The following is a 23859-nucleotide window of genomic DNA, read 5'->3' on the forward strand; positions in this document are numbered from 1 at the left end:
TGCTTTTCAGGCTTTAATAGTTTTACAGACCTGATAGCATTAAGAAATTGGCTGTATATAATAACTGTGCTCGTGTCAGCATCCCTATTTGCAGTAAACAGGTTTCGAAATGGAGTGAAATGGTTTCACTCTTTTATCAACACCATTACAGGTCAACGGAGTAATACATGTCTAGACGGCTTAGAAGAACTAAAATTGTTACAACTCTTGGTCCAGCTACAGATCGCGATAATAACCTTGAAAAAATTATCAACGCTGGCGCCAACGTTGTTCGCCTTAACTTCTCCCACGGAACTCCAGAAGACCATCTATTACGTGCGAACAAAGTACGTGAGATTGCCGCTCGTTTAGGACGTCACGTTGCGATCCTCGGTGATTTGCAAGGTCCTAAAATTCGTGTTTCTACTTTTAAAGATGGTAAAGTGTTCCTAAATATTGGCGATAAATTCATTCTTGATGCCAATTTAGGTAAAGGTGAAGGCTGCCAAGAGAAAGTAGGTATCGACTATAAAGGCTTACCTGCCGATGTCGTTCCAGGTGATATTTTGCTTCTTGATGATGGCCGAGTACAATTGAAAGTCCTTGAAGTCAAAGGGTTACAGGTATTTACAGAAGTTACTGTTGGTGGCCAACTATCTAACAATAAAGGTATTAATAAACTCGGTGGCGGTCTTTCAGCTGAAGCATTAACAGAAAAAGACAAAGAAGATATAAAAACTGCTGCAAAAATTAATGTTGATTACTTAGCTGTTTCATTCCCTCGCTCAGGTGAAGATTTAGATTATGCACGCCGATTAGCTCGTGGTGCAGGTTGTGAATGCCAAATTGTTGCTAAAGTAGAACGTGCAGAAGCCGTTGCCAATGATGAGGTGATGGATGAAGTTATTCTCGCTTCTGATGTCGTTATGGTTGCTCGTGGTGACCTCGGAGTGGAAATTGGCGACCCTGAATTAGTCGCTGTCCAGAAAAAATTGATCCGCCGCTCTCGCCAATTAAACCGTGTTGTTATAACCGCAACACAAATGATGGAATCGATGATCACTAACCCAATGCCAACGCGAGCCGAAGTCATGGACGTTGCGAATGCGGTGTTGGATGGTACTGATGCCGTTATGCTTTCTGCTGAAACCGCTGCAGGCCAGTACCCAGCAGAAACGGTAGCCGCGATGGCGCAGGTTTGTTTTGGCGCAGAAAAAATGCCGGGCCTAAATGTGTCTAAACACCGTTTAGATGCGGAGTTTAATAGCCCTGAAGAAGCAATTGCAATGTCAACAATGTATGCAGCTAACCACCTTAAAGGGGTTAAAGCTATCATAGCAATGACTGAGTCTGGCCGTACTGCTCGTATGATGTCTCGGATCAGCTCTGGTTTACCTATTTTTGCCATGTCTCGTCATGAAAAAACCCTTAATCAATGTTCTCTCTATCGTGGTGTTACACCTGTTTTCTGTAGCACCCATACAGATGGTATTGCGGCTGCCAATGAAGCTGTCACGCGTTTACGTGATAACGGCTATTTAATGAGTGGTGACGTGGTTCTTGTCACCCAAGGTGACTTAATGGGCACTGTAGGTAGCACGAATACTTGTCGTATTCTAGAAGTTGAATAATCTTTTAGCCCTCGCCTATGGGTGGGGGCTTTCCTTTATATTGAAACGCTATCTAACTTAAAAAAGAATTAACACAAGAAAGTATAGCTCTGCATCACTTGCGTAAAATACAGAGAAAATAGCATTTAATGATATTGTAGGTTAAATTGTAGCGTACCATTCGCTTTCCCAGCTGCCGTTGCAGATTGAGTTTGGATATACGCGGCTTCCAACGGAATGTTGTATTGCCCTATGTCATTTTTATTGGCGAGCGGTATTAATTGATTAAGCTTAATGGGTATACCGTTGTGCTTTACTTGGATGGCATAACCTTTCGCTGTATTTTCATCGGCTAAATTATTAAGTGCGATTGCCCCTGGTGTTTGACTTGAATCTTGAGTTCCAATAAACGTAATTTTTATCGGAGATATAGGGTCACAATCTAATTCAATTTGAAAATTTTGCTTGCTCTCAGAACTCGTTGAACCAACATCTGTAAATGACAATTTACTAACGTTACCGAATGGTACGTCTATTGATTTATTTTTGACTTCACAACCACTCGAAATAACATTGATTGGCCCCATATTTACTTTGGGTTCGAACCTCCCATATAAATCTGTAGTAATGAAACCATTGTGGAATAAAATTAACATCGCAGCATTAGATATTGGTAAAGTTTGGCTTTTAACATTATTACCAACTTTATAAAAATCCGCCCTTAATTTTACAGTATACGTTGCTGAAGATGCATTAGAGCCACATATAAATCTATTATTATTATTTCCATCTTTCGTATTTACCCCATCAACATATGCAAAACCAGAGCAAGGGCTCATTACTGTACCATGCAAAGTATAACCAACGCCTGAACTATTAATTTCTCTAACATAACCTATACCCGGAATATACCTTGAATTTCCTGGTTCGATTGGTACGTAAATTCCAACTTCTGTATTACCCGTCACATTCCACCACGTCCATGGAGAGTGGGTTCCTAAATCAATAGAACCAATAAAAGTACCTACTGGTAAAGTTCGTGATACATAAAGTGTTTTATTCGGATTAACTAATTGGCTGGTAAATTCAGCCCTAAATTCAGTAGCCCCGAATTGTGAATATAAAAGGAACGAAATGCCTATTTTTAGACCTAAATTTTTCATGATAACTCCTATTCACAAACTCGTTCTATAAACTGAATTTTTTCATTCTCTAATGATAATAAAAGTGGAACTGTACATTGTTGATTATTACCGTTGCCCCATTTCACTATTATCTTGCTTTGCTCTGGAACGCCACTTAAATAAACTTCCCCATCATTTGCAACAATACCGCCTGTAACTTGTTCCTCACTTTCCATAACAGAAACTTGTGTACCAAATACAATTGCTTTTCCCGCATACTTGAGTTTTAATAAAACTCTAGCACCCCGTTTTGCTTGGAAATTAGCTAATACAATCGCACCTTGAGTAGGAACGACTGTCGTTGTATTAATCGCAACATCATTATTGCCACTTAATGTTGCAGTATCGACACTAATTTTATTTCGTTCATAACGAGTCACTGTGGGAATTACTGCATAACCTGACGAATTAGTGTAAAGTGATTGCGCGTTATTTACTTTTAAATTGTCTATATCTTCTGCTTTAACGAGCACTGCAGAATCATAGATAGTACGAGAGGTCGTTAACCCGCCAGAATGCAATAATAGTGCTCCCGTTGCACTGAAATCGATAGCATGATATTTAGGGTCATAGTTATAACCCAAACTGTATTCTCCTGATGAAACTATATAGTTTGCACTAACGGAACTGCTAAATTCATTACGGCTATGGTTATATCTTTGCGTAAGGTTATACTGCAAATTATTATCTACTAATTGCATACCATTAAAACTTAATGAGCTAATCGAATCTCCATTTTTGCTGGTACTATAGCTATAGTTAGCCCAATTATTTTTTCGACCCAAATCAAAAGGAATACTTAAATTGAATGACAGCATTTGGTCATTTGTTTTTGAATAGTCTTGTTTAATATAAGAATAAGCAACGCTGTAATTCAATGAATTATAATTAGAGCTAAAACTCATTGTTAAACTTTTATCAGAACCACTTTTGTCCCAATAATATTGCTGGTAACCATTCACCGATAAATAACCGATTTCGTCAAGTGACTGAGAGACTGATGCTTGAAACTGTTGTTTTTTTCGCCCCATATTATAAAGATAATTATTCAAATCAGAAAAATCATAATAGTTTTTTGTTGAGTAACGATATGACGCCAAAGAAAAAGAAGTGCCTGTATTTGGAATGTATTTCGAATATTGAATTCGATACGCTTGCCCTTTCGCACTCTTTTTATCAATCAATTGTACCGATGCTTCTGTAATATCTGTTGATATCGCGCCAATTTTGCCTAAATTTACTCCAGCACCTATTGTGTAGACTTGATAGTCTTGAGAAACTAAGAAACCTCCATAAACGGATAAGTTATATGGCAAGCCGTAAATTGCTGATGCTTGCGCAAAATTAGGTTTACGGCGTGCACCATCAACATTATATTTACCAATATCTACGCTATATTTTAATGTGCCGGCTCTTTGCATCATTGGCACTGCAGAGAAAGGCTGAATAAAAGACCTTACCGTGCCATTAGCTTCTTCAATTGTGACCTCAAGATCACCAATATATGACGTTGGATACAAATCATTAATCGCAAACCTACCCGGCGGCACGGTGGTTTGATAAATCACGTTGCCATTTTGGCTGATAGTAACAATCGCGTTTGATTGTACAAGACCAGTCACTGTAGGTGCAAAACCCCTTTCACTTTGAGGTAACATACTTTCATCAGATACTAGCTTCACTCCAAGATAAGGGGGGCTCTCTATTACGCCATTATCAGAGGATATTTCACCAATCGTTAAGCGGCTTTTTAAGCTACGAATATCACGTTCTACATAAGTTTGTAGATTATTCCAATTCGTTTCATATGTCGTTTTACTGTAGGTACTATGATTACGGAAACGCCAAGCGCCCATATTAATACCACTTCTTAAACCTAAGAACGAATTATCGCTATTATTCTTATTTTGGTACCAATGTTTATTAAACCGAACTGTGTAGTTAACAAATGTAGCGGTGATTCCATCGTCCCATTCCTTTGGTTCAATATAGCCTCTACTCGTATTTTCTAATCCAATTTGTGGGATACTAATTTGTAATTGTTGGGTTTCAAATCTGTATTGATAATTAGCACTGGGAATAATTTTACTAATGTCATTCAAATATTCGTCCTCTCCACTTGCTGAAAACTTTTCACTTGCTGAGTTTTTCACGCCCCAGTTTAGCAGCATTTTTTTTGTTATTTCAGGAGATAATTTTTTAGCTTTATCATCAAATAAAAACCTTATATTCTTGTTATCAACCAATTTATCATTTATATAGATATCAACAAAATAATCTCATGGCAATTGCCCTCCCGCAGATGATAGGTAGCCTAAACTATTTATATCTGCGACTTGGTTTTCCATTCCGGAATTAATTGCATTAATATCAAAAATATCTTTAGCAATTGTATTATTGATATAAAATATTAAGCTAATCGCAGTAAAAACATTAGAATACATAAGCGTATTTTTTTTACAAAAAACTGGCATCTTAGAGACTCTTATTTGGTTTTTTTCTCTATAATAGCGCCATAGTCATTGATAAATTGAACAACTATTGAGTCACCATTATTTATTTTTTTCTTAATGATATAGTCATTTTTGAATGGATATATTAAACTAGCACCGTCAATGACCCTGCCATTGTCAAGGATATTTTTGATTGATAAGTGATATGGAGTTTGGTTATCAATCATAATCCCATCTGGTTTCTCAACTAAAAAAATTTTTTTAAAGTCGAATGGCTCTATATCTTTCGACCTTAAAAATAATTTAAACTGTGAATTTATGATTATCTGTAGTTCATTCTCAATACTATTATTTTTTGGTGGTATTGATTTGATATTAAGCAAATAAATTTGTTCAGTATTTGAACCGATAGACTCACCTATATAAGAAATTCTAGCTGAACCATTTGTATCTGGCTCAATACGAAATAATGGTGGTATGGCAATAAATGGTGCTTTCCCCTCTCCGCCAAATGGTGATACCCAGCTTTGAATTAAAAAAGGTTTTTCTTTATCACTATTGAAAATAGGAATATCAATTTCACGTTTATTTTCTTCATAGACAAAACGTGTTCCACCTACACTAATCCCTGAGGCTTGAGAGGTGCTAGTTATAGAAAAAAAACATATACAGATTGAAAAAAATATTTTTTTCATAAAACAACCATTATATTGAAATAAGAAGGAGAGTAACCATTGTCACTCTCCAATTAGTTAATGATATTGAATACTGTATACTGCACTGCTATTAGCAGGCCCTGCAGTTACTACACCAGTCGCTTTATAACGAGCAACATAGTCTAAGTCTACTGTTTTACCATCGAATTCAATTTGTTTTGAATCTTCAAACAACTTAATTTGCGTTATTGCATCTTTTTCAAATAAAGCAACACCGACATTATTTGCAACGCCTACAGCTTGGTTAATTGCAAGAATATCGTTGTCTGCGGTATCACGTGTGCCACCGAAACGTACAGTTACTTTGGAGTTTGTTGGACAATCAACAAGTTTAATAGTAAAGTTTTTTAAACCCGCCACTTCTCCTTGTGCGGCTAAACTTTTAGCTGATACCTTTCCAAGGTCAACATTTAAATTTTTTGAGTTGCTATCAACTGTACAAGCTATATCAGTTATTTCCCCAGTAAAGTTAATTGTACCTGAAGCAAAAACAGTTGGCGTAGATGTTACAGCTAAAGTAACCCCTATTATAGTTAGGGATTTTTTTAGAATACTCATAATAGTTCCTATAATATAGATTTTTAATTATTAATTACTACATAAACAAATAAATCACTCATATTTTTAGTTCAGAAGAAATATATCATCTACCTTTAGTTAAGTTAACCAATGGATACATTGAATTTTTTAAAATTGCATCTAAAATATTAATGCTTTGTTTTTATCATTTATGAACTGGCTCTTTTATTTAGATTTTTTATTAGCAATTAGATAGTTTTTTAAAATTTCATTTGCCATTGAGATTCTATTAATATACATATAAAAATTATAGAACGACTTTTTATTTACTATTTTCAGCTCTTTTAATGAATTATTATTTAATTCTTTCTGGATTAAATTTTTCGGCAACCATAAATAACCAACCGAATTTTCGGCTAATTTAATTGCTAATTCCACATTAGAAATATGGATAGTTTGGATGCTTTTGATCCCATTCATACCTGTAAGCTTCAAAGAAATTGAGGCTGTTTTTTCCATTATTTTCAGTATATTGTCAACTGAACAATGTTGCAGCTTATGATTTGGGTTGGTTACAAGCACCGCTTCAACCTGTTCAAGAAATATGGGATTTAACGACTCAATGTAATGATGAGTAATTAATAAATCATAATTTTTAATTGTAAAAACATCTGATTTTCTTAGTGAAATCTTCTTAAGATCAATATCATAATCCTTTCTAGAGCAGCTTAGCTCTCCAATTTTTTTAAGTATTTCATCACTTTGATATAGCGAATCTATAACTATATTAATTTTATTATTTCCCTCATAATTTAATGACTTGGCAACCTCTTCTAATGAAATCGCTTTATTTGTTACTTCTCTTGATAACGCTAATAACTGTTCTCCTTGTTTAGTTAATACTGCACGACGTTTTTCTAAAGAAAATATTTCAATTTCTAACGTTTGCTCTAATTTACTGATGGTATAACTAATTGATGATTGTGTTCTATGCAAGATTTCAGCTGCTTGAGCAAAACCACCGTAGTCAACCACCGCTTGTAGGGTTATCCATTGGTCTAGCGTAGTTCGGGTTTTAACCATAGAGTCTCCAAATTATTAACCTGGGAGATATATTTTATTTATCGTTAATAAATACTTTTACATACCATTCCTTATTTACTCATATATTTAAAAGTTTTTAAGTTATTTATTTTGATATATCGATAATCATTTTTAATAGGGGATATTTTTTTATGTAAAGCTATCAGTTCTCTTATACTCTCGAAAAGATCAATACAAGTAACTAAAAATAGCCTAATAATAAAACCAAGAAATATAAAAATAAATTAAATAACTATACACCATTAATAATGGTACCCAGCTTTTCAAAATTATGGGGATTAAGTGTATATTTCTATGATGAGCACACTTTTAGACAAAAAAAAGCCATTACTCAAAAGGTAATGGCTTAAAAATTATTCTGTACATCTGGAGACTAACGGTAAAGATCTTTACGCTGATAAGGTTCTATTTCTCCCTCTTTTCGCGTTTTTAATAGCTTTAGTATCCATGTGTATTGTTCTAAGTTCGGGGAAACCAGATATTCCAGCTCCTCATTCATTCTTCGTGCAATATACTTATCGTCCTTACCATCGATATCATCCATTGGTTCACGGATAAAAATATGCAATTGATGCGTTTTATGGTCATAAACGGGAAATAGTGGCACAACTTTCGCTTTACAAACTTTCATTAACCTACCGATTGCAGGTAATGTTGCCTTATATGTACCAAAAAAATCAACAAATTCGCTATGCTCCTCACCATGATCTTGGTCTGGAAGATAAAACCCCCAATATCCTTGTCTAACAGAAGCAATAAAAGGCTTAATACCCGCTTCTCTTGAATGCAAGCGCCCCCCGAAATGGTATCTCGCTTTATTCCATAAATAATCTGCAACTGGGTTCTTTTGGTGATGAAACATTGCAGCCATTTTCTGGCCTTTTGCTGCTAATAACATCGCTGGTGCATCAACGGCCCAGCCATGAGGAACCATAAAAATAACATTGCTTTGCTGCTGTTTTAAGCGCTCTATAATTTCTTGATTATGCCAATGCGTTCTAGCTAGCGTTTTACTTGCACCACGAAGACATAGCTCTGCCAACATAACAAAGGACTGTGGTGCGGTTTCAAACATACGATCAACTAATTCTTCTCGTTGTTGTTCTGTCAATTTAGGAAAACAATAAAGTAAGTTAATTTTGGCACGACGACGACCACTTTTAGCCAGCCGCCCAACCCATTTTCCTATTTTAGCGAGTAAAGGGTCACGGATTTTAACCGGAATGAAAGCCAATCCTGCCAAAATACCCGCTCCTAACCATACCCCCCAATATTTAGGTAATAGATAAGAACGGTGAAAAGTTGGCACATAGCCTTTTTTACTATCAGTGTCTTGATCTTTATTCATGCTGTACTCAAGTGAATATTAGCTATCTCTCTATAGCTTATAATAATAGTTTACGGGAGCATTACAAAGAAAACTGGCAGATACAAGTACCTGCCAGCGATAAAATAGAAACTTAAGTTACTGTAGTTTAAGTTGTGGTTTCGTTTCTTTTACTAGCGCTAAATATTCTTTACGCTCTTTTCCTGTTAAACCACCAGAACTTGGTAATTTCGCAGTAAGTGGATTTACTGCTTGTTGATTCACCCACATTTCAAAATGTAGATGAGGCCCGGTCGAACGCCCAGTATTACCTGATAGCGCAATTCTATCACCACGCTTAACTTTTTGCCCAGGCTTAACTAACAATTGGCGTAAATGCATGTAACGAGTGGTATATTGACGCCCATGACGGATAGCAATAAAGTTGCCTGCAGCACCACTGTATTTTGAAACAATCACTTCACCATCACCAACAGCAAGTACTGGCGTGCCAACAGGCATTGCGAAATCCACACCTTTATGCGGTGCTACACGCCCAGTAACTGGGTTAACTCGCCGAGGATTGAATTGTGAAGACACTCTAAACTGTTTAGCGGTTGGAAAACGTAAGAAACCGCGTTCTAAGCCATTCCCTTCGCTATCATAATAGCGCCCATCTTCAGCACGAAAAGCATAATAGCTTTTTCCATTAGTTTGCAGACGAACACCAATGAGTTGGCTCTGCTCACTGCGCCCGTTAAGCATTTCCCTGCTCATTAACACACTGAATTTATCGCCTTTTTTCAATTTTTTGAAATCAACCTGCCATTGTAAGGCTTTAATCACCTCACGGCCTTCATTACGTGTTAAGCCCGCTTTGCTTGTACTTTGTGCAAATGAACCGTCAACCGTACCTTTTAAAACACTGTTAGTCCATTCACCTTCGCGAATTTGCTTAGTTTCTTCAAATTTATTTGTCGTTCCTACGCGGGTAAAAATACGGGTCTCACGGCGAGAAACATCCCAAGTCAATGATTCTAACTCACCCTGTTCTGTTAAAGACCAATTTAAGGATTGGCCTATTTTAAGGTTTCTCAATGACTTATGTTGGTTAGATAGCGTTGCAACATCCCCAGCTTCAATACCGAATTGAGTTAAAATAGTCGTTAAGTTATCACCACTTGCAACAACATATTCATGGGGGAGAGGCGCAGCTTCTCCCCCTGTCTCTATTGCTTCAGCTTCGGTATCAGCAAGGCCTTCATCAGGTAGCTGTTCACTACTGTCTTGAATTATATCGTCGGTAGCATCACTTGCAGGTAATAATGAGAGCGGTATGATGGTATCCGGTGTGCCATCATTTTCAGTTGTCGTTGGTACATGAACTGGCCGCCAAATTGCGACGGCCATAGTCGCTACAGTGAGCGTACTTAATACAATTTTATGTGTCCTAGACAGGCTACCGTATACCTGAGCCAGACTTTTGGCCATTTGCTGCACTTAAACAATTCCTTCTATTTTTAATCCAGGCAGCTGGCGTATTGCTCTGATAATTGAGTCAAAAACTGCATGTAGCTATCTGGCCCTATCGCCAGCCCAATTCCTAGTGGGTCGAGAGTTCCCATTTTCACCCCCGTATTTCGTGCTACACTTTCAATCACAGCAGGCCTGAATTGTGGCTCAGCAAAAACACATTGCGCTTTGTGCTCAACCAATTGTGTTCGTATTTGATGTAATTTCTGCGCGCCAGGTTGTATTTCTGGGTTTATCGTAAAGTGCCCTAATGGAGCTAATTGATAGTGTTTTTCAAAGTAACCGTAAGCGTCGTGAAAAACAAAATAACCCTTATTTTTAGCTGGCTGCAAAATATTAGCAATTTTCTGATCATTTTGCGTCATATTTTCTTTGAATTTACGAAGGTTTACGTCTAGCTTATTTTTTTGTTCAGGATAAAGCTCTACTAAACGCTCATAAATGTCTTGCGCAGCGTAATTTGCAATTTCTGGGGATAACCAGATATGCATATTATACTCACCATGGTGATGATGTTCGTGATCGTTGTCATGGTTAGCTTCATCTCCATGTTCGTGATCATGTTCATCTTCATGTGACTCCGCCATAAGTAGTGGCTTAATGTTTTTCTGCTCAGCCAATGCTAGGCGTTTATTCTGTGGTAATGTATTGATTGGCTTCTGTAAAAACATTTCCATATCAGGTCCAACCCATACGAATAGATCGGCCTGTTTAATTTTTTTCAAATCAGAAGGTTTAAGTGCATAATCATGAGGTGAAGCACCATCTGGTAATAAAACTTGTGTCTCAGTGACACCGTCTGCAATCCCTGCGGCAATAAAGGCCAGTGGGCGAATTGACGTTACAACATCAGCATTAGCAGTTGATACCATAGTTGCACTTAATACGGAGGTCGCCACCGCCCCGAAAAGAAATTTGCAGGCAATGTTTTTCGATTTATGTATCATAGCAGTCTTTTTCCGTGATTTTGATTTTGAAATGTTATAATATAACACAAAATGAATTCTGCAAGATGTTTTTCATATGCAACCATTACTGACTTTAAATAAAATTTCTGTTTCATTTGGCGAAAAACAGGTCCTTAACGATGTTACCTTTGAACTGAATAAAGGTGATATCGTAACCCTTTTAGGCCCAAATGGCGCTGGAAAATCAACTATTGTACGTGTTGTACTCGGGTTACTTGCCCCTACATCAGGTACCATTACGCGTCCTTCTTCTCTTGCTATTGGTTATGTTCCACAAAAACTTCACTTAGATACGACGCTCCCTCTTACGGTTAAACGGTTTATGTTATTAAAGCTCGGTGCTCGTAAAGAGCATTTGTTACCTGCACTCGAAAGAGTCAAAGCAACGCATTTACTCGAGCAACCGATGCAAAAATTATCAGGCGGTGAAACTCAACGTGTTTTACTGGCTCGCGCCCTACTCAATAAACCTGACCTGTTAGTGCTCGATGAACCCGCTCAAGGTGTTGATATTACAGGCCAAGTTGCACTATATGATTTAATTAATCAATTAAGAACTGAGCTTAATTGTGCTGTATTAATGGTTTCCCATGACTTACATCTCGTGATGGCAAAAACAGATAAAGTACTTTGCATTAACGGCCATATTTGCTGTTCTGGCGCGCCAGACGTTGTTTCAAACCACCCTGAGTTTGTGGCAATGTTTGGTTATCGGGGTGCTCAACAACTCGGTGTATACCGTCATCAACATAATCATCAACATGATTTAGAAGGCAATATTATTGTTGGTCACCAACACAGCAAGGACTGCAAACATGATTGAGTTACTATTACCCGGCTGGGTAGCAGGCATGCTACTTGCCATTGCGGCAGGTCCTTTAGGCTCTTTTGTTGTGTGGCGCCGAATGTCCTATTTTGGCGATACACTAGCTCATGCTTCATTGCTAGGCGTCGCATTTGGGCTTCTATTAAATATCAACCCATTCTATGCTGTTATTGCTGTCACTTTGTTATTGGCCTTAATTTTAGTTTGGCTAGAAAAGCGGCCACAACTTGCTGTTGATACTCTACTGGGTATTATGGCGCACAGTTCACTGTCTTTAGGTTTAGTCGTTGTTAGCTTGATGGCTAATGTCCGTGTTGACCTAATGGCTTACTTATTTGGTGACTTACTCTCAGTCAGCTATGAAGATATTATAACGATTTTTATTGGCGTTATTGTCGTTTGCGGGTTGCTTTTTTATCGTTGGCGGGCACTTTTGTCCATAACGGTTAGCCCTGAACTTGCTTTTGTTGATGGCATTAATATTCAAAGACTCCGTTTATTACTAATGTTAGTTACCGCACTAACAATTGGCATTGCAATGAAGTTTGTCGGGGCGTTAATTATTACGTCTTTATTGATTATACCCGCAGCAACGGCTCGACGTTTTGCTCGAACACCTGAGCAAATGGCCTTTATCGCTATCTTAATTGGCATGATTGCTGTGACTGGTGGGCTAACACTTTCTGCTTTCTACGATACCCCTGCTGGGCCGTCTGTCGTATTGGTATCGGCTGTTCTATTCGTACTTAGCTTAACAATAAAAGCGAAAAATTAATTTAAGCTTTAAGCTATGCATTTTAGTCATCACGCGCTGTTTTTAGCACAGATGGCCCCAATATTGATAACAATATTGGGGCCATACTTATTTATTTTATATAATCAAATTTCTTTAGGGGTTAAACCAAAGTGGTTATATGCATGAACTGTCGCCATTCGGCCTCGAGGGGTGCGCTGAATAAAACCTTGCTGGATAAGATAAGGTTCTAATACATCTTCTATGGTTTCACGCTCTTCCCCGATAGCTGCTGCAAGGTTATCAACCCCAACTGGGCCACCCATAAATTTATCAATAATAGCAACTAAAAGCTTTCTATCTAAATAATCGAAACCAGCAGCATCCACATTTAACATGTCTAAAGCTTGGTTAGCTATTAGCCCATCAATTGAACCATCACCTTTCACTTGAGCAAAATCCCGCACACGACGTAACAAACGGTTGGTGATACGTGGAGTTCCCCTCGAACGCATAGCAACCTGTAAGGCCCCTTCTTCGGTGATATCTAACCCCATGTATTGGGCACTACGCTTAACAATATGTTGTAAATCGTCAACTTGATAAAATTCTAGACGTTGCACAATACCAAACCGGTCACGTAATGGTGATGTGAGCGACCCTGCCCGAGTCGTTGCACCAATTAACGTGAAAGGAGGGAGATCAATTTTAATAGAGCGCGCTGCAGGCCCTTCGCCTATCATGATATCTAGCTGATAATCTTCCATTGCGGGATAAAGTATTTCCTCAACAACTGGGGATAATCGATGAATTTCATCAATAAATAGGACATCATGGGGCTCTAAATTAGTTAACATGGCAGCTAAATCGCCGGCCTTTTCTAATACAGGCCCTGAGGTTGTACGCAGATTAACGCCTAGTTCATTCGCAACAATCCCTGCCAAAGTTGTTTTACCTAACCCTGGAGGGCCAAAAATGAGTAGGTGATCAAGTGCATCGCCTCGCATTTTCGCTGCCTGAATAAATATTTCCATTTGGTCTTTAACCTGAGGCTGACCAATATACTCATTCAATAGCTTTGGCCTGATCGCACGGTCAATAGCTTCTTCATCTGACTGTAATACTTCAGCAGTTATTAGGCGATCGGCTTCAATCATATTAAAAATCTCTCAATCAAAGTGCTGCACGAAGGGCATCACGGATCAGTGTTTCAGAGTCACTATCCGGTTTTGCGACTTTACTCACCATACGGCTTGCTTCTTGTGGTTTATACCCTAAAGCAATCAGTGCGGCTGCGGCTTCCGCTTCGATATCAGCCATATTTGGTACTTTGCTATTTACACTTGGCAGATTAATATCGCTATTTTGATTAAATAAATCCCCATTGAGGCCTTTGAAGCGGTCTTTCATTTCGACCACTAAACGTTCTGCGGTTTTCTTACCAATTCCAGGTAATTTAACCAGTGATGCTATAGCCTCTTGTTCAATAGCGGACACAAATTGTTGAGCAGACATACCGGATAAAATTGCGAGGGCTAATTTGGGGCCAACACCATTTACTTTGATCAGCTCTTTAAATAGCGCCCTTTCTTGCTTATCATTAAACCCATATAGTAATTGAGCATCTTCACGAACAACAAAGTGAGTGAACACAATCGCTTCTTGACCAATTTCGGGCAACTCATAGAAACAAGTCATTGGCATATGGACTTCATAACCAACACCTTGTAGTTCTAATAATACGATTGGAGGTTGCTTTTCTAAAACAATACCACGTAAACGACCTATCACATTGAAGCCCTCTATTGCTATCTAAACCCTGAACATACTATCCAAACCCTGAACAGGTTGATTTATTATCATTAATACTGTTGTTTATACCATAAAAAATGCTGGATGCATATCCAGCTACGCGCTATTTATTAATAAGCAATTCTGTTTAAGATAAACTCGCTATCTTAAACGACCTCGAGTTAAAACTAACCGTGGGTCGCCAACTTTTAAAAGGTTTTGATTGAAATGGCAATGTGTTATCGCAATTGCCAAAGCATCTGCTGCATCAGATTGTGGGCTCGCTGACAACTTCAGAATCGATTTAACCATATGTTGTACTTGGCTTTTTTCTGCGGCTCCTGTGCCTACCACCGTTTGTTTGACCTGACGTGCTGCATATTCAAATACGGGTATATTCATGTTTGCAGCGGCGACAATCGCAACTCCCCGAGCTTGCCCAAGTTTTAATGCTGAATCCGCATTCTTCGCCATAAAGACTTGTTCAATGGATAATATATCCGGTTGATATTGAGTGATAATTTCCGAGACGCCCGCGTAAATTCGTTGCAGACGACTTGGTAAATCATCAACTTGTGTACGAATACACCCACTACCTAAATACAGTAGTTGCCGGCCTTGTTGGCGAATAACACCGTACCCCGTAACACGAGAGCCAGGGTCAATACCTAAAATAATCGCCATATAAATTTACTTATGCCTCTTTATATTAATCATGTTGTTCTAATAAGCTTCATAATACTATCAATTTCAATCAAATAGCTATTTGAATATCAAATCCAACATTCAGAATAGTGATAATAAAGGCGAGTTATGGCACTGATACTTAGCCAAGTATAGCGAATAAAAGGAAGGAAAGCATCGAAGGCGTTAGAGAAAACAGGCTGCATCAGCCCGCTTTCTCTACGCGGATTATGCTAAATGACTAGGCCGCCATTTAGTGCCTCACAACTTACAGTGTGGCAGCGACTTCGTCAGAAATATCACCATTGTGGTAAACTTCCTGAACGTCGTCTGAATCTTCTAACATATCGATAAGACGTAACAATTTAGGCGCTGTTTCTGCATCTAACTCGGCTTTAGTTGATGGGATCATTGAGACTTCTGCAGCTTCACTGGTGAAACCCGCAGCATCTAATGCATCTTTCACTTCACCAAAAGTTTCTGGCGTTGTGTAAACATCAATTGCGCCATCATCATAAGTTTCAACATCATCAGCACCCGCTTCTAATGCCGCTTCCATGATCGCATCTTCATCAACACCAGGCGCATAGGTGATTACGCCGCGTTTAGTAAACAAGTAAGAAACAGAGCCGTCTGTCCCCAAGTTACCACCCGTTTTAGTAAATGCATGACGCACTTCAGAAACAGTACGGTTACGGTTATCACTTAAACATTCAACCATAACAGCCGTTCCGCCTGGGCCATAACCTTCATAAATGATGGTTTCCATATTATCGTTATCATCATTACCAACACCACGAGCGATAGCACGGTTTAAGGTGTCACGAGTCATGTTGTTAGATAATGCTTTATCTACCGCTGCACGTAAACGTGGGTTTGTTGCGGGATCACCACCACCTAAACGCGCTGCAGTCACTAATTCACGGATAATTTTAGTGAAAATTTTACCGCGCTTAGCATCTTGTGCCGCTTTACGGTGTTTGGTGTTGGCCCATTTACTATGACCTGCCATGAAATATCTCCAAAAAACGTCAATAAATAATTAAACAGCAAATTCTAAAATAGCCTGACTGTTGCTCCAGGATTTCGTTAAGCTCGCCGCTTCATCTGGTGCTAGCCAACGATATTCGCTGTGTTCCGTCAGTAATGGCATTTTTTCTTCACTTTGCACCATTTTAAACCAATGTTCTTTGCAATGCGTAACATCGGGTGCATAACGATGCCTGAAATGTGGGAAAATTTCAAAGATGATACTGTGCGACAAATCTTGCAGCTGGTTTTGTTCAACCTCAAAACCTGTTTCTTCTTTAATTTCACGACACGCCGTTTCATACGGTTTTTCATCAGGCTCCAAACTTCCAGTCACTGATTGCCAAAAGTCTGGGTCGTCTTTACGTCGTAACATAAGCACCCGTCCACTATTTTGAGCCACAATAATGACTAATACTGATTCTGGGCGCTTATATTTTTTCATTGAACTTACTCTTCGTCTTTCGCAACTACAGCGATAGCAAGTTCCGTTAATGCATCCGGGTTAGCATGGCTCGGTGCATTCGTCATTAGACACGCGGCCGCTGTTGTTTTCGGGAAAGCAATAACATCACGAATATTATCAGTTCCTGTTAACAGCATCACTAAACGGTCAAGACCAAATGCTAAGCCTGCATGTGGTGGTGTACCATATTTCAATGCATCTAATAAGAAGCCAAATTTTTCGCGTTGGTCTTCTTCATTAATACCTAAAATACTAAATACTGTTTGTTGCATTTCGTTGCGGTGAATACGGACTGAACCACCGCCAACTTCGTAGCCATTGATGACCATATCATACGCATTAGCAACGGCTTCTTCAGGTATACTCGCCAGTTCTTCAGGTGAGAAATCTTTAGGAGACGTAAATGGATGGTGCATCGCAGTTAACCCGCCTTCACCATTATCTTCAAACATTGGGAAATCAATCACCCACAGTGGCTGCCAGCTATTTAAATCGGTTAATTCAAAGTCACGACCTACTTTCAAGCGTAGCGCACCCATTGAATCGGTCACCACATTTTTCGCGCCCGCGCCAAATAACAAGATATCGCCGTCAACGGCACCAGTACGGTCTAATAACTGGTTAATCACGTCTTCACTCAAGAATTTTGCAACTGGACTTTGAATACCGTCAAGGCCTTTAGCTCGCTCGTTGACTTTCATCCAAGCCAAGCCTTTCGCACCATAAATACCAACAAATTGACCATATTCGTCGATTTGTTTACGGGTCATAGCTGCGCCACCGGGGACTTTCAGAGCCGCAACACGACCTTTCGGATCGTTTGCTGGGCCTGAGAACACCGCAAATTCAACATCTTTTACGATATCCGCAACATCCACCAGCTCCATTGGGTTACGTAAGTCTGGTTTATCTGAACCATAGCGACGCATAGCTTCCGCAAAGGTCATGATTGGGAAGTTGCCTAAATCAACCCCTTTTACCTCTAACCATAAATTACGGATCATACGTTCCATAATTTCACGCACTTGCTCTGCGGTCATGAACGAGGTTTCAACGTCGATTTGGGTGAATTCAGGTTGACGGTCCGCACGTAGGTCTTCATCACGGAAGCATTTTACGATTTGATAATAACGGTCAAAACCTGACATCATCAGCAATTGTTTAAATAATTGTGGTGATTGCGGTAATGCGTAAAATTTACCTTTATGAACACGGCTTGGTACTAAATAGTCACGAGCACCTTCTGGCGTTGCTTTGGTTAGCATTGGCGTTTCAACGTCCAAGAACCCTTCTTTATCCATAAAGTTACGAACAAAGCTGGTGATTTTAGCACGCGTACGCAGACGGTCAGACATCTCTGGGCGACGTAAATCTAAATAACGATATTTTAAACGACGCTCTTCTGTATTTGTTTGGTTGCTATCTAACGGCAGTGGCTCTGACTTATTAAAAACATTCAGTTCTTCAGCAAAAACTTCAATTTCGCCCGTTGCCATGTCTTTATTTTTTTGGCTATCTGGACGTGCGCGTACTGTCCCTGTGATTTGGATACAGAACTCATTACGCAGCTCTGACGCTTTTTCAAATATGTCTTTACGATCGGGATCGAAGAAAACTTGCACGATACCTTCACGGTCACGCATATCGATAAAAATCAAACCACCTAAATCGCGGCGGCGGTTTACCCATCCACTAAGAGTGACCTTTTGGCCTTCGTGAGCGATGTTTAACTGCCCACAATAATTAGTACGCATACAATATCCTTTTACTCAGCTGTTGTGCTTTTGCTTGCTGCGGGATTTTGGCATTTTGCTGAACCCTATTTATTTGCGAAACACGGGCTGAAAATTCAGAATGTCAAAAAGGCAGACATTATACAGGAAATTCTGTTAGACAAATAGTTACGTATTCTACATAACGCGTAAACCATTTTGTTTTTAATCATATTTTCATCAATTATTGTTTTACTAATCAACAATAATAAAATTGAATAGCGAGATAGACGTCTATCACGATGATCCTATCGATTTTAAGGGACTATCCGCACCATGTACATATTGCAGCAAAGGTTTATTTCATCAGCTCGAAGCCTTTTTGAGTAAAAAATCACCACCTAATGCATTCCAATTCAATTATTGATTAATAAATACCTCTTTAATCATTAATCTTTCTATTTCAGAATCGTTACCTTTTTCAGTTTGCTATAATCGCAATATATAGATATAACGCTGAATTAATCACCATCTGCAGTTTAAGGACTACCCATGAAAAAAATTATACTTGCCACTTCCATGTTCGTACTACTTGCTGGATGCCAAAACATGAAACCCGCAGAGACTGATAATACAAAAACTTTTTATATTGATTCTTCACTTGCTGATTGTATGGGCGTTGCCCCAATGAAGTGTATGAAAGTGAAAGAAAACCCAAGTGATGACTGGCAACTTTTTTATAGCTCAATTCAAGGCTTCGAATATCAACCAGGCTTCTCTTATACTGTACAAGTGAAGCAATTCGATGTACCTAACCCACCGGCTGATGCCCCAAGTATTCGTTATGAATTGATAAAAATCGTTGAAAAGAAATAGCATTTAAAAATTTAATTTAAGTCATTAAGTAATTTTATCAGTTTACTTAATGACTCACTTATAACCATAATTATTTTATCATCAGTAAATAATAGAGTGACCCTATTATGAGTGTTAAAATCATCGATAAGCTTGGGTTAATCACCCTATCAGATCACAAAATTGCGATGGTGCGTTCCCATAATAAAAGTTTGTTTTATATACCCGGTGGAAAACGCGAGCAAGGTGAGACGGATGTACAAGCACTCTGCCGTGAGATTGCCGAAGAATTAAAACTCGACTTAGTTATCAGTTCTATCCGGTTTTATGGCGAGTTTATTGGCCCTGCTGATGGAAAATCAGATGGAACGCAAGTCCGTATTCGTTGCTACTTTGCGGACTATAGAGGCGAACCCCATCCTGCTGCTGAGATTGCCGAATTGGATTGGTTTAGCATTAACGATTTACCTCGCTGCTCAAGCACGGCAGTGACCATTCTGTCACAATTAAAAAAAGACGGATTAATTCAATAAAGCATATATGATTACTTAAAAAAGTTGTGATTTCATTTGTCGAACGGCTTTTTAGGATTTACAATTCACCAAATATTGTTAATACCCATTACTATAACTTATATTTTTAGGTGTTTTCATAGTTTGATTCGTTTTATGGTGGAGTAAAAAATGGTCAGCTCTTTGTACGCTGTACTGGGTGCCTTACTGCTGCTTAGATTATCCTTAAATGTTGTGAAGCTGCGTAATCAATACCGTATAGCTTATGGTGATGGCGGTTTTTATGAGTTGCAAACCGCAATCCGCGTTCATGGTAATGCCATCGAATACATTCCCATCTCTTTAATTTTATTGCTTTTAATGGAAATGAATGGCGCACAAGTGTGGATGATTCATATTTGTGGCTTGATCTTAATTGCAGGGCGAATACTGCACTCTTATGGTTTAAAAAATCACGATTACTCATATCGCCGTTCAGGCATGGTAGCAACTTACCTTGCTATGGCGCTGATGGTTATCGCCAATACTTATTACCTACCTTGGCTACAAATCGTTTCATTTAATCTTTAGTTTTTATTCTCTGTAACGGCACGAATTATTAATGTGCCGCTCATTATTTCATTGCTTATGGATTGATTTTCAGTAGACTGCCTTTCTGATACAATCCTTCCCTACTTTTGTTTTTGATTAATACAGAACTTATGTCAAACTCGGATCCAACCTCAAAAGACCGCCTTTTCTCTGCGCCTATCGCTAACCTTGGTGACTGGCAATTCGATGAAAAAGTTGCTGAAGTATTCCCTGATATGATCCAACGCTCCGTGCCAGGGTACTCTAATATTATTACGATGATTGGCATGCTAGCGGGTCGCTTTGTCAAACCCAACAGCCATGTTTACGATTTAGGCTGCTCTTTAGGTGCAGCAACCTTATCGATAAGGCGTAATATTACAGTAGAAAAAAGCAAAATTATTGCTGTTGATAACTCCCCTGCAATGGTTGAACGTTGCCGCCGCCATATTGATGCCTATCGTGCTGACACACCGGTTGAAGTTATAGAAGGTGATATTCGTGATGTAAATATTGAAAACGCCTCTATGGTTGTGCTCAATTTTACTTTGCAGTTTCTCAACCCAGAAGATCGCCAATTATTACTCAGTAAAATTTATCAAGGGCTACAACCCGGCGGTATTTTAGTCCTTTCTGAGAAATTTAACTTCGAAGATAAAGAAATCGGTGAGTTATTATTCAATATGCATCACGACTTCAAACGGGCGAATGGCTATAGCGAATTAGAAATCAGCCAAAAACGTAGCATGTTAGAAAACGTGATGCTCACAGATTCTGTTGAAGCACATAAAGCGCGTTTAAAAAATGCGGGGTTTACTCACTGTGAAGTTTGGTTCCAGTGTTTTAATTTTGGTTCACTGTTAGCGGTTAAAGAGGCCTAAGCATGATTGATTTTGGTCGTTTTTACCAACAAATTGCGGTTAGCCCCCTAAGTCATTGGCTTGAAACGCTTCCGGCACAACTTTCAGCATGGAAAAAACAAGGATTACACGGTGGTTTTTCTTCATGGGAAAAAATGCTAGATAACCTACCTGTAATGGTCCCAACTGATTTAGATTTACGCAACAGCGTGACTGCTACACGTGAACCCGAGCTCACTGCGGGTGAAACTCGGCGCCTGAATAATATTCTTGAACAATTAATGCCATGGCGTAAAGGCCCTTTTTCTCTCTATGGTGTGAATATTGATACCGAATGGCGCTCTGACTGGAAATGGGATCGCGTATTACCCCATATTTCATCACTAAAGGACCGTTATGTCTTAGATGTCGGTTGCGGCAGTGGCTATCACATGTGGCGTATGTTAGGGCAAGATGCCAAATTTGTTGTCGGTATCGACCCAACTGAATTATTTTTATGCCAATTTGAGGCGGTGAGAAAATTATTGGGCGATGACCAACGTGCGCACTTATTGCCTTTAGGTATCGAACAACTGCCAGAGTTAAAGGCATTTGATACTGTGTTTTCAATGGGTGTACTTTATCACCGCCGTTCACCGCTCGACCATTTGTGGCAACTTAAGAACCAATTAGTGAGCGAAGGTGAATTGGTTTTAGAGAGTCTAGTTATTGAGGGGGATGAATTTCAGTGTTTGATCCCCGGTGACCGTTATGCTCAAATGCGTAATGTCTATTTTATTCCCTCCGCTAAAATGCTCAAAGTTTGGTTAGAAAAATGTGGTTTTGTTGATGTCCGGATTGTTGACCAAGAAGTGACCTCTTTGGAAGAGCAACGCCGCACACAATGGATGAAAACAGATTCATTGGCTGAATTTTTAGACCCTAATGATAAAACCAAAACTATCGAGGGCTACCCTGCACCATTACGCGCTATTTTAGTTGCTCGTAAACCATAAAAAAAATGCCTATGGCAATTACGCCGTAGGCATTTTATTTCATTTTTATCAAGATATTACATTGTTATTTGCCATAAATTATAGAAGGCAATTCGGCCAGCTAACTCCGCTAAAATAACGGCTAGCGCACATAAGCCTAATATTACAGATGAGTTTCTTCCGCGATATAACAGAGCCGGATAAACAAACAGCATCACCGCTAATACGACTAACTGGAAGCTCCAAAAACCAGCTTGTTCTGCACTAATCTCTGGTCCTGTTTCGCCTAAAAATGACACATAAGCGGCACGAGTGGCAAAAATAATAATTGAACCAATCAAAAATGCCATCGCCCCTAACCGCTGAGCACCGAATAGAATAGCCAATGCGCCACCAGCAATTAACAGAGTCATCCACATTTGTACTGTTGTGAAAACAGTAAACCAATTGGCTACCGTCGCAATATTATACACTTGAGGAATTGACCAGACGAATGCCAAACCAAAAATAACCGTGGCAACATTACACAGTTCACTTAGCGCTTTATTTTTAATAAACAAGGTGAATAATAAAGTTGCAGCCCCAAAAGCAACAAAAATACCACTAAGCAAAGCTTCATTACTCATTGGTGAACGGCCTACACCTAAAAGCATATTAAAGAAGCGCAGAGGCTGCCCAACGTGTAGCCCACCGATGGCTAGCGCAATGATCATAATGACAAATGCCGCTATATTGGCATGACGCAATTGGGTTTCGCTCAACATACCCAGTTTTCGGCTCGCATATACCAATAAATATAAACCTGCTGCCGACTGCCCCAATACGGTGAAAAAAACGAGTGGAAGTTCGTGCATGTTATACCTCTGCTGGGTTTTGTAATTTACCGCTCTTGTCACCGCAAGGTTTAGCATCCTTGTGCGGCTTAATGACAATATTAGGATTAGTAAGAGCTGGGTTTGGCATGGGGGCAATCCCACTAATATTGCCATGGCGCTCGCGAAGAATGTTGATATCGTCAAAGTCCAATGCGCGTTGTGGACAAGATTCAACACAAACAGGTTTCATCCCTTTTTCGACCCGCTCATAGCACCCATCGCATTTACTCATCAAATTTTTCTTTTCGTCATACTGTGGTGCGCCGTATGGACAACGTAGTTCGCAGTAACGGCACCCGACACAAATGGTTTGGTCTACTACTACTAACCCATCTTGTTCACGTTTATGCATTGCACCGGTTGGGCAACCTGCAACACAGGTAGGGTTAGAACAATGATTACAGGAAATTGATAGATAGTAACTATAAACATTCTGTTGCCATATCCCCTCTTGCTGTTGCCAACTTCCACCACCAAACTCGTATACCCGACGGAATTTAGGCCCTAAATCAAGGTCCTTTTCATCCTTACAACTCACCTGACACGTTTTACAACCTGTGCATTTTGTTGAGTCAAAATAAAAACCATACTGTTTCATTC

At 39.2% G+C, this 23859-nt stretch carries 25 protein-coding genes and 1 pseudogene; 8 read left to right on the top strand and 18 right to left on the bottom strand.

Annotated features, from left to right (window positions below):
* Nucleotides 1-167: 167 nt before the first annotated feature.
* The gene (gene pyk, locus FVA72_RS11655) at nucleotides 168-1610 is read left to right on the top strand and encodes a pyruvate kinase (protein ID WP_110591675.1); all 1443 of its coding nucleotides are present in this window, start codon (nucleotides 168-170) and stop codon (nucleotides 1608-1610) included.
* 125 nt (nucleotides 1611-1735) lie between these two features.
* Here the strand turns inward: pyk and FVA72_RS11660 are convergent, their stop codons facing one another.
* The 10 genes and pseudogenes from FVA72_RS11660 to znuA all read right to left on the bottom strand — a co-directional run bounded on the left by FVA72_RS11660 (nucleotide 1736) and on the right by znuA (nucleotide 11351).
* Nucleotides 1736-2752: a fimbrial protein gene (locus FVA72_RS11660; RefSeq protein WP_110591674.1), complete on the bottom strand. Its 1017-nt coding sequence runs from the start codon at nucleotides 2750-2752 to the stop codon at nucleotides 1736-1738.
* 8 nt (nucleotides 2753-2760) lie between these two features.
* The gene (locus tag FVA72_RS11665) at nucleotides 2761-4734 is read right to left on the bottom strand and encodes a fimbria/pilus outer membrane usher protein (RefSeq protein ID WP_336298897.1); all 1974 of its coding nucleotides are present in this window, start codon (nucleotides 4732-4734) and stop codon (nucleotides 2761-2763) included.
* A pseudogene (locus tag FVA72_RS22040) lies at nucleotides 4717-5040 on the bottom strand (FimD/PapC N-terminal domain-containing protein); the annotation flags it as partial. The gene FVA72_RS11665 and the pseudogene FVA72_RS22040, both read right to left, overlap by 18 nt.
* A gap of 12 nt (nucleotides 5041-5052) precedes the next feature.
* Nucleotides 5053-5247, bottom strand: coding sequence for a hypothetical protein (locus tag FVA72_RS22045; protein ID WP_310889346.1), 195 nt, complete (start codon nucleotides 5245-5247; stop codon nucleotides 5053-5055).
* Nucleotides 5248-5258: 11 nt separating this feature from the next.
* A complete protein-coding gene (locus tag FVA72_RS11670; RefSeq protein WP_004255002.1) occupies nucleotides 5259-5921 on the bottom strand; it encodes a fimbrial biogenesis chaperone in 663 nt (220 codons plus the stop codon).
* A 57-nt stretch (nucleotides 5922-5978) separates the two neighbouring features.
* Nucleotides 5979-6500, bottom strand: coding sequence for a fimbrial protein (locus tag FVA72_RS11675; RefSeq protein ID WP_110591673.1), 522 nt, complete (start codon nucleotides 6498-6500; stop codon nucleotides 5979-5981).
* 186 nt (nucleotides 6501-6686) lie between these two features.
* Nucleotides 6687-7544, bottom strand: coding sequence for a LysR family transcriptional regulator (locus tag FVA72_RS11680; protein WP_110591672.1), 858 nt, complete (start codon nucleotides 7542-7544; stop codon nucleotides 6687-6689).
* 394 nt (nucleotides 7545-7938) lie between these two features.
* A complete protein-coding gene (gene lpxM / locus FVA72_RS11685; RefSeq protein WP_096864858.1) occupies nucleotides 7939-8913 on the bottom strand; it encodes a lauroyl-Kdo(2)-lipid IV(A) myristoyltransferase in 975 nt (324 codons plus the stop codon).
* Nucleotides 8914-9030: 117 nt separating this feature from the next.
* Nucleotides 9031-10371, bottom strand: coding sequence for a murein DD-endopeptidase MepM (gene mepM / locus FVA72_RS11690; protein WP_110591671.1), 1341 nt, complete (start codon nucleotides 10369-10371; stop codon nucleotides 9031-9033).
* Between the two features lie 20 nt (nucleotides 10372-10391).
* Nucleotides 10392-11351 carry a zinc ABC transporter substrate-binding protein ZnuA gene (gene znuA, locus FVA72_RS11695; RefSeq protein WP_110591670.1) on the bottom strand — a complete coding sequence of 320 codons (960 nt, stop codon included), beginning with the start codon at nucleotides 11349-11351 and terminating at the stop codon, nucleotides 10392-10394.
* A gap of 76 nt (nucleotides 11352-11427) precedes the next feature.
* Between znuA and znuC the strand changes: the two genes are divergently transcribed.
* Both znuC and znuB read left to right on the top strand, forming a co-directional pair.
* Complete coding sequence (gene znuC, locus FVA72_RS11700) at nucleotides 11428-12195, top strand: zinc ABC transporter ATP-binding protein ZnuC (protein WP_004255015.1); 768 nt, start codon at nucleotides 11428-11430, stop codon at nucleotides 12193-12195.
* Nucleotides 12188-12973 carry a zinc ABC transporter permease subunit ZnuB gene (gene znuB, locus FVA72_RS11705; protein WP_094962966.1) on the top strand — a complete coding sequence of 262 codons (786 nt, stop codon included), beginning with the start codon at nucleotides 12188-12190 and terminating at the stop codon, nucleotides 12971-12973. The genes znuC and znuB overlap by 8 nt, the downstream gene beginning before the upstream one ends.
* A gap of 104 nt (nucleotides 12974-13077) precedes the next feature.
* On the opposite strand, the gene ruvB is transcribed toward znuB, so the two are convergent.
* The 6 genes from ruvB to aspS all read right to left on the bottom strand — a co-directional run bounded on the left by ruvB (nucleotide 13078) and on the right by aspS (nucleotide 18655).
* Complete coding sequence (ruvB, locus tag FVA72_RS11710) at nucleotides 13078-14088, bottom strand: Holliday junction branch migration DNA helicase RuvB (protein ID WP_004255021.1); 1011 nt, start codon at nucleotides 14086-14088, stop codon at nucleotides 13078-13080.
* 16 nt (nucleotides 14089-14104) lie between these two features.
* Nucleotides 14105-14722 carry a Holliday junction branch migration protein RuvA gene (ruvA, locus tag FVA72_RS11715; RefSeq protein ID WP_004255023.1) on the bottom strand — a complete coding sequence of 206 codons (618 nt, stop codon included), beginning with the start codon at nucleotides 14720-14722 and terminating at the stop codon, nucleotides 14105-14107.
* 162 nt (nucleotides 14723-14884) lie between these two features.
* Entirely contained in the window at nucleotides 14885-15406 is a 522-nt protein-coding gene (ruvC, locus tag FVA72_RS11720; RefSeq protein WP_004255028.1) for a crossover junction endodeoxyribonuclease RuvC, read from the bottom strand.
* 268 nt (nucleotides 15407-15674) lie between these two features.
* Entirely contained in the window at nucleotides 15675-16418 is a 744-nt protein-coding gene (locus FVA72_RS11725; RefSeq protein ID WP_004255032.1) for a YebC/PmpR family DNA-binding transcriptional regulator, read from the bottom strand.
* A gap of 30 nt (nucleotides 16419-16448) precedes the next feature.
* Nucleotides 16449-16880, bottom strand: coding sequence for a dihydroneopterin triphosphate diphosphatase (nudB, locus tag FVA72_RS11730; RefSeq protein ID WP_004255036.1), 432 nt, complete (start codon nucleotides 16878-16880; stop codon nucleotides 16449-16451).
* A gap of 5 nt (nucleotides 16881-16885) precedes the next feature.
* Entirely contained in the window at nucleotides 16886-18655 is a 1770-nt protein-coding gene (aspS, locus tag FVA72_RS11735; RefSeq protein ID WP_137019029.1) for an aspartate--tRNA ligase, read from the bottom strand.
* Between the two features lie 510 nt (nucleotides 18656-19165).
* Here aspS and FVA72_RS11740 point away from each other — a divergent pair.
* From FVA72_RS11740 to cmoB, 5 genes are all read left to right on the top strand, one after another.
* Nucleotides 19166-19489: a DUF4377 domain-containing protein gene (locus FVA72_RS11740; RefSeq protein WP_110591669.1), complete on the top strand. Its 324-nt coding sequence runs from the start codon at nucleotides 19166-19168 to the stop codon at nucleotides 19487-19489.
* Nucleotides 19490-19596: 107 nt separating this feature from the next.
* Nucleotides 19597-20001: an NUDIX hydrolase gene (locus tag FVA72_RS11745; protein ID WP_004255045.1), complete on the top strand. Its 405-nt coding sequence runs from the start codon at nucleotides 19597-19599 to the stop codon at nucleotides 19999-20001.
* 150 nt (nucleotides 20002-20151) lie between these two features.
* Nucleotides 20152-20550: an MAPEG family protein gene (locus FVA72_RS11750; RefSeq protein ID WP_004255048.1), complete on the top strand. Its 399-nt coding sequence runs from the start codon at nucleotides 20152-20154 to the stop codon at nucleotides 20548-20550.
* Nucleotides 20551-20681: 131 nt separating this feature from the next.
* Nucleotides 20682-21431 carry a carboxy-S-adenosyl-L-methionine synthase CmoA gene (gene cmoA / locus FVA72_RS11755; RefSeq protein ID WP_004255051.1) on the top strand — a complete coding sequence of 250 codons (750 nt, stop codon included), beginning with the start codon at nucleotides 20682-20684 and terminating at the stop codon, nucleotides 21429-21431.
* A 2-nt stretch (nucleotides 21432-21433) separates the two neighbouring features.
* A complete protein-coding gene (gene cmoB, locus FVA72_RS11760) occupies nucleotides 21434-22405 on the top strand; it encodes a tRNA 5-methoxyuridine(34)/uridine 5-oxyacetic acid(34) synthase CmoB (protein WP_094962962.1) in 972 nt (323 codons plus the stop codon).
* A 56-nt stretch (nucleotides 22406-22461) separates the two neighbouring features.
* On the opposite strand, the gene FVA72_RS11765 is transcribed toward cmoB, so the two are convergent.
* On the bottom strand, nucleotides 22462-23238 hold the full coding sequence (locus tag FVA72_RS11765) for a dimethyl sulfoxide reductase anchor subunit family protein (RefSeq protein ID WP_110591668.1): 777 nt from the start codon (nucleotides 23236-23238) through the stop codon (nucleotides 22462-22464).
* A 1-nt stretch (nucleotide 23239) separates the two neighbouring features.
* A complete protein-coding gene (locus tag FVA72_RS11770; RefSeq protein WP_110591667.1) occupies nucleotides 23240-23857 on the bottom strand; it encodes a DMSO/selenate family reductase complex B subunit in 618 nt (205 codons plus the stop codon).
* Nucleotides 23858-23859 lie beyond the last annotated feature (2 nt).

The organism is Providencia sp. PROV061 (assembly GCF_011045655.1).
Classification (GTDB): domain Bacteria; phylum Pseudomonadota; class Gammaproteobacteria; order Enterobacterales; family Enterobacteriaceae; genus Providencia; species Providencia hangzhouensis.

Excerpts from the sequence above, each read along its gene's own strand:
- pyk (WP_110591675.1), top strand. The coding sequence starts at position 168 with ATGTCTAGACGGCTTAGAAGAACTAAAATTGTTACAACTCTTGGTCCA.
- FVA72_RS11660 (WP_110591674.1), bottom strand. The coding sequence starts at position 2,752 with ATGAAAAATTTAGGTCTAAAAATAGGCATTTCGTTCCTTTTATATTCA.
- FVA72_RS22045 (WP_310889346.1), bottom strand. The coding sequence starts at position 5,247 with ATGCCAGTTTTTTGTAAAAAAAATACGCTTATGTATTCTAATGTTTTT.
- FVA72_RS11670 (WP_004255002.1), bottom strand. The coding sequence starts at position 5,921 with ATGAAAAAAATATTTTTTTCAATCTGTATATGTTTTTTTTCTATAACT.
- FVA72_RS11675 (WP_110591673.1), bottom strand. The coding sequence starts at position 6,500 with ATGAGTATTCTAAAAAAATCCCTAACTATAATAGGGGTTACTTTAGCT.
- FVA72_RS11680 (WP_110591672.1), bottom strand. The coding sequence starts at position 7,544 with ATGGTTAAAACCCGAACTACGCTAGACCAATGGATAACCCTACAAGCG.
- lpxM (WP_096864858.1), bottom strand. The coding sequence starts at position 8,913 with ATGAATAAAGATCAAGACACTGATAGTAAAAAAGGCTATGTGCCAACT.
- znuA (WP_110591670.1), bottom strand. The coding sequence starts at position 11,351 with ATGATACATAAATCGAAAAACATTGCCTGCAAATTTCTTTTCGGGGCG.
- znuC (WP_004255015.1), top strand. The coding sequence starts at position 11,428 with ATGCAACCATTACTGACTTTAAATAAAATTTCTGTTTCATTTGGCGAA.
- znuB (WP_094962966.1), top strand. The coding sequence starts at position 12,188 with ATGATTGAGTTACTATTACCCGGCTGGGTAGCAGGCATGCTACTTGCC.
- ruvB (WP_004255021.1), bottom strand. The coding sequence starts at position 14,088 with ATGATTGAAGCCGATCGCCTAATAACTGCTGAAGTATTACAGTCAGAT.
- ruvC (WP_004255028.1), bottom strand. The coding sequence starts at position 15,406 with ATGGCGATTATTTTAGGTATTGACCCTGGCTCTCGTGTTACGGGGTAC.
- FVA72_RS11725 (WP_004255032.1), bottom strand. The coding sequence starts at position 16,418 with ATGGCAGGTCATAGTAAATGGGCCAACACCAAACACCGTAAAGCGGCA.
- nudB (WP_004255036.1), bottom strand. The coding sequence starts at position 16,880 with ATGAAAAAATATAAGCGCCCAGAATCAGTATTAGTCATTATTGTGGCT.
- aspS (WP_137019029.1), bottom strand. The coding sequence starts at position 18,655 with ATGCGTACTAATTATTGTGGGCAGTTAAACATCGCTCACGAAGGCCAA.
- FVA72_RS11740 (WP_110591669.1), top strand. The coding sequence starts at position 19,166 with ATGAAAAAAATTATACTTGCCACTTCCATGTTCGTACTACTTGCTGGA.
- FVA72_RS11745 (WP_004255045.1), top strand. The coding sequence starts at position 19,597 with ATGAGTGTTAAAATCATCGATAAGCTTGGGTTAATCACCCTATCAGAT.
- FVA72_RS11750 (WP_004255048.1), top strand. The coding sequence starts at position 20,152 with ATGGTCAGCTCTTTGTACGCTGTACTGGGTGCCTTACTGCTGCTTAGA.
- cmoA (WP_004255051.1), top strand. The coding sequence starts at position 20,682 with ATGTCAAACTCGGATCCAACCTCAAAAGACCGCCTTTTCTCTGCGCCT.
- cmoB (WP_094962962.1), top strand. The coding sequence starts at position 21,434 with ATGATTGATTTTGGTCGTTTTTACCAACAAATTGCGGTTAGCCCCCTA.
- FVA72_RS11765 (WP_110591668.1), bottom strand. The coding sequence starts at position 23,238 with ATGCACGAACTTCCACTCGTTTTTTTCACCGTATTGGGGCAGTCGGCA.
- FVA72_RS11770 (WP_110591667.1), bottom strand. The coding sequence starts at position 23,857 with ATGAAACAGTATGGTTTTTATTTTGACTCAACAAAATGCACAGGTTGT.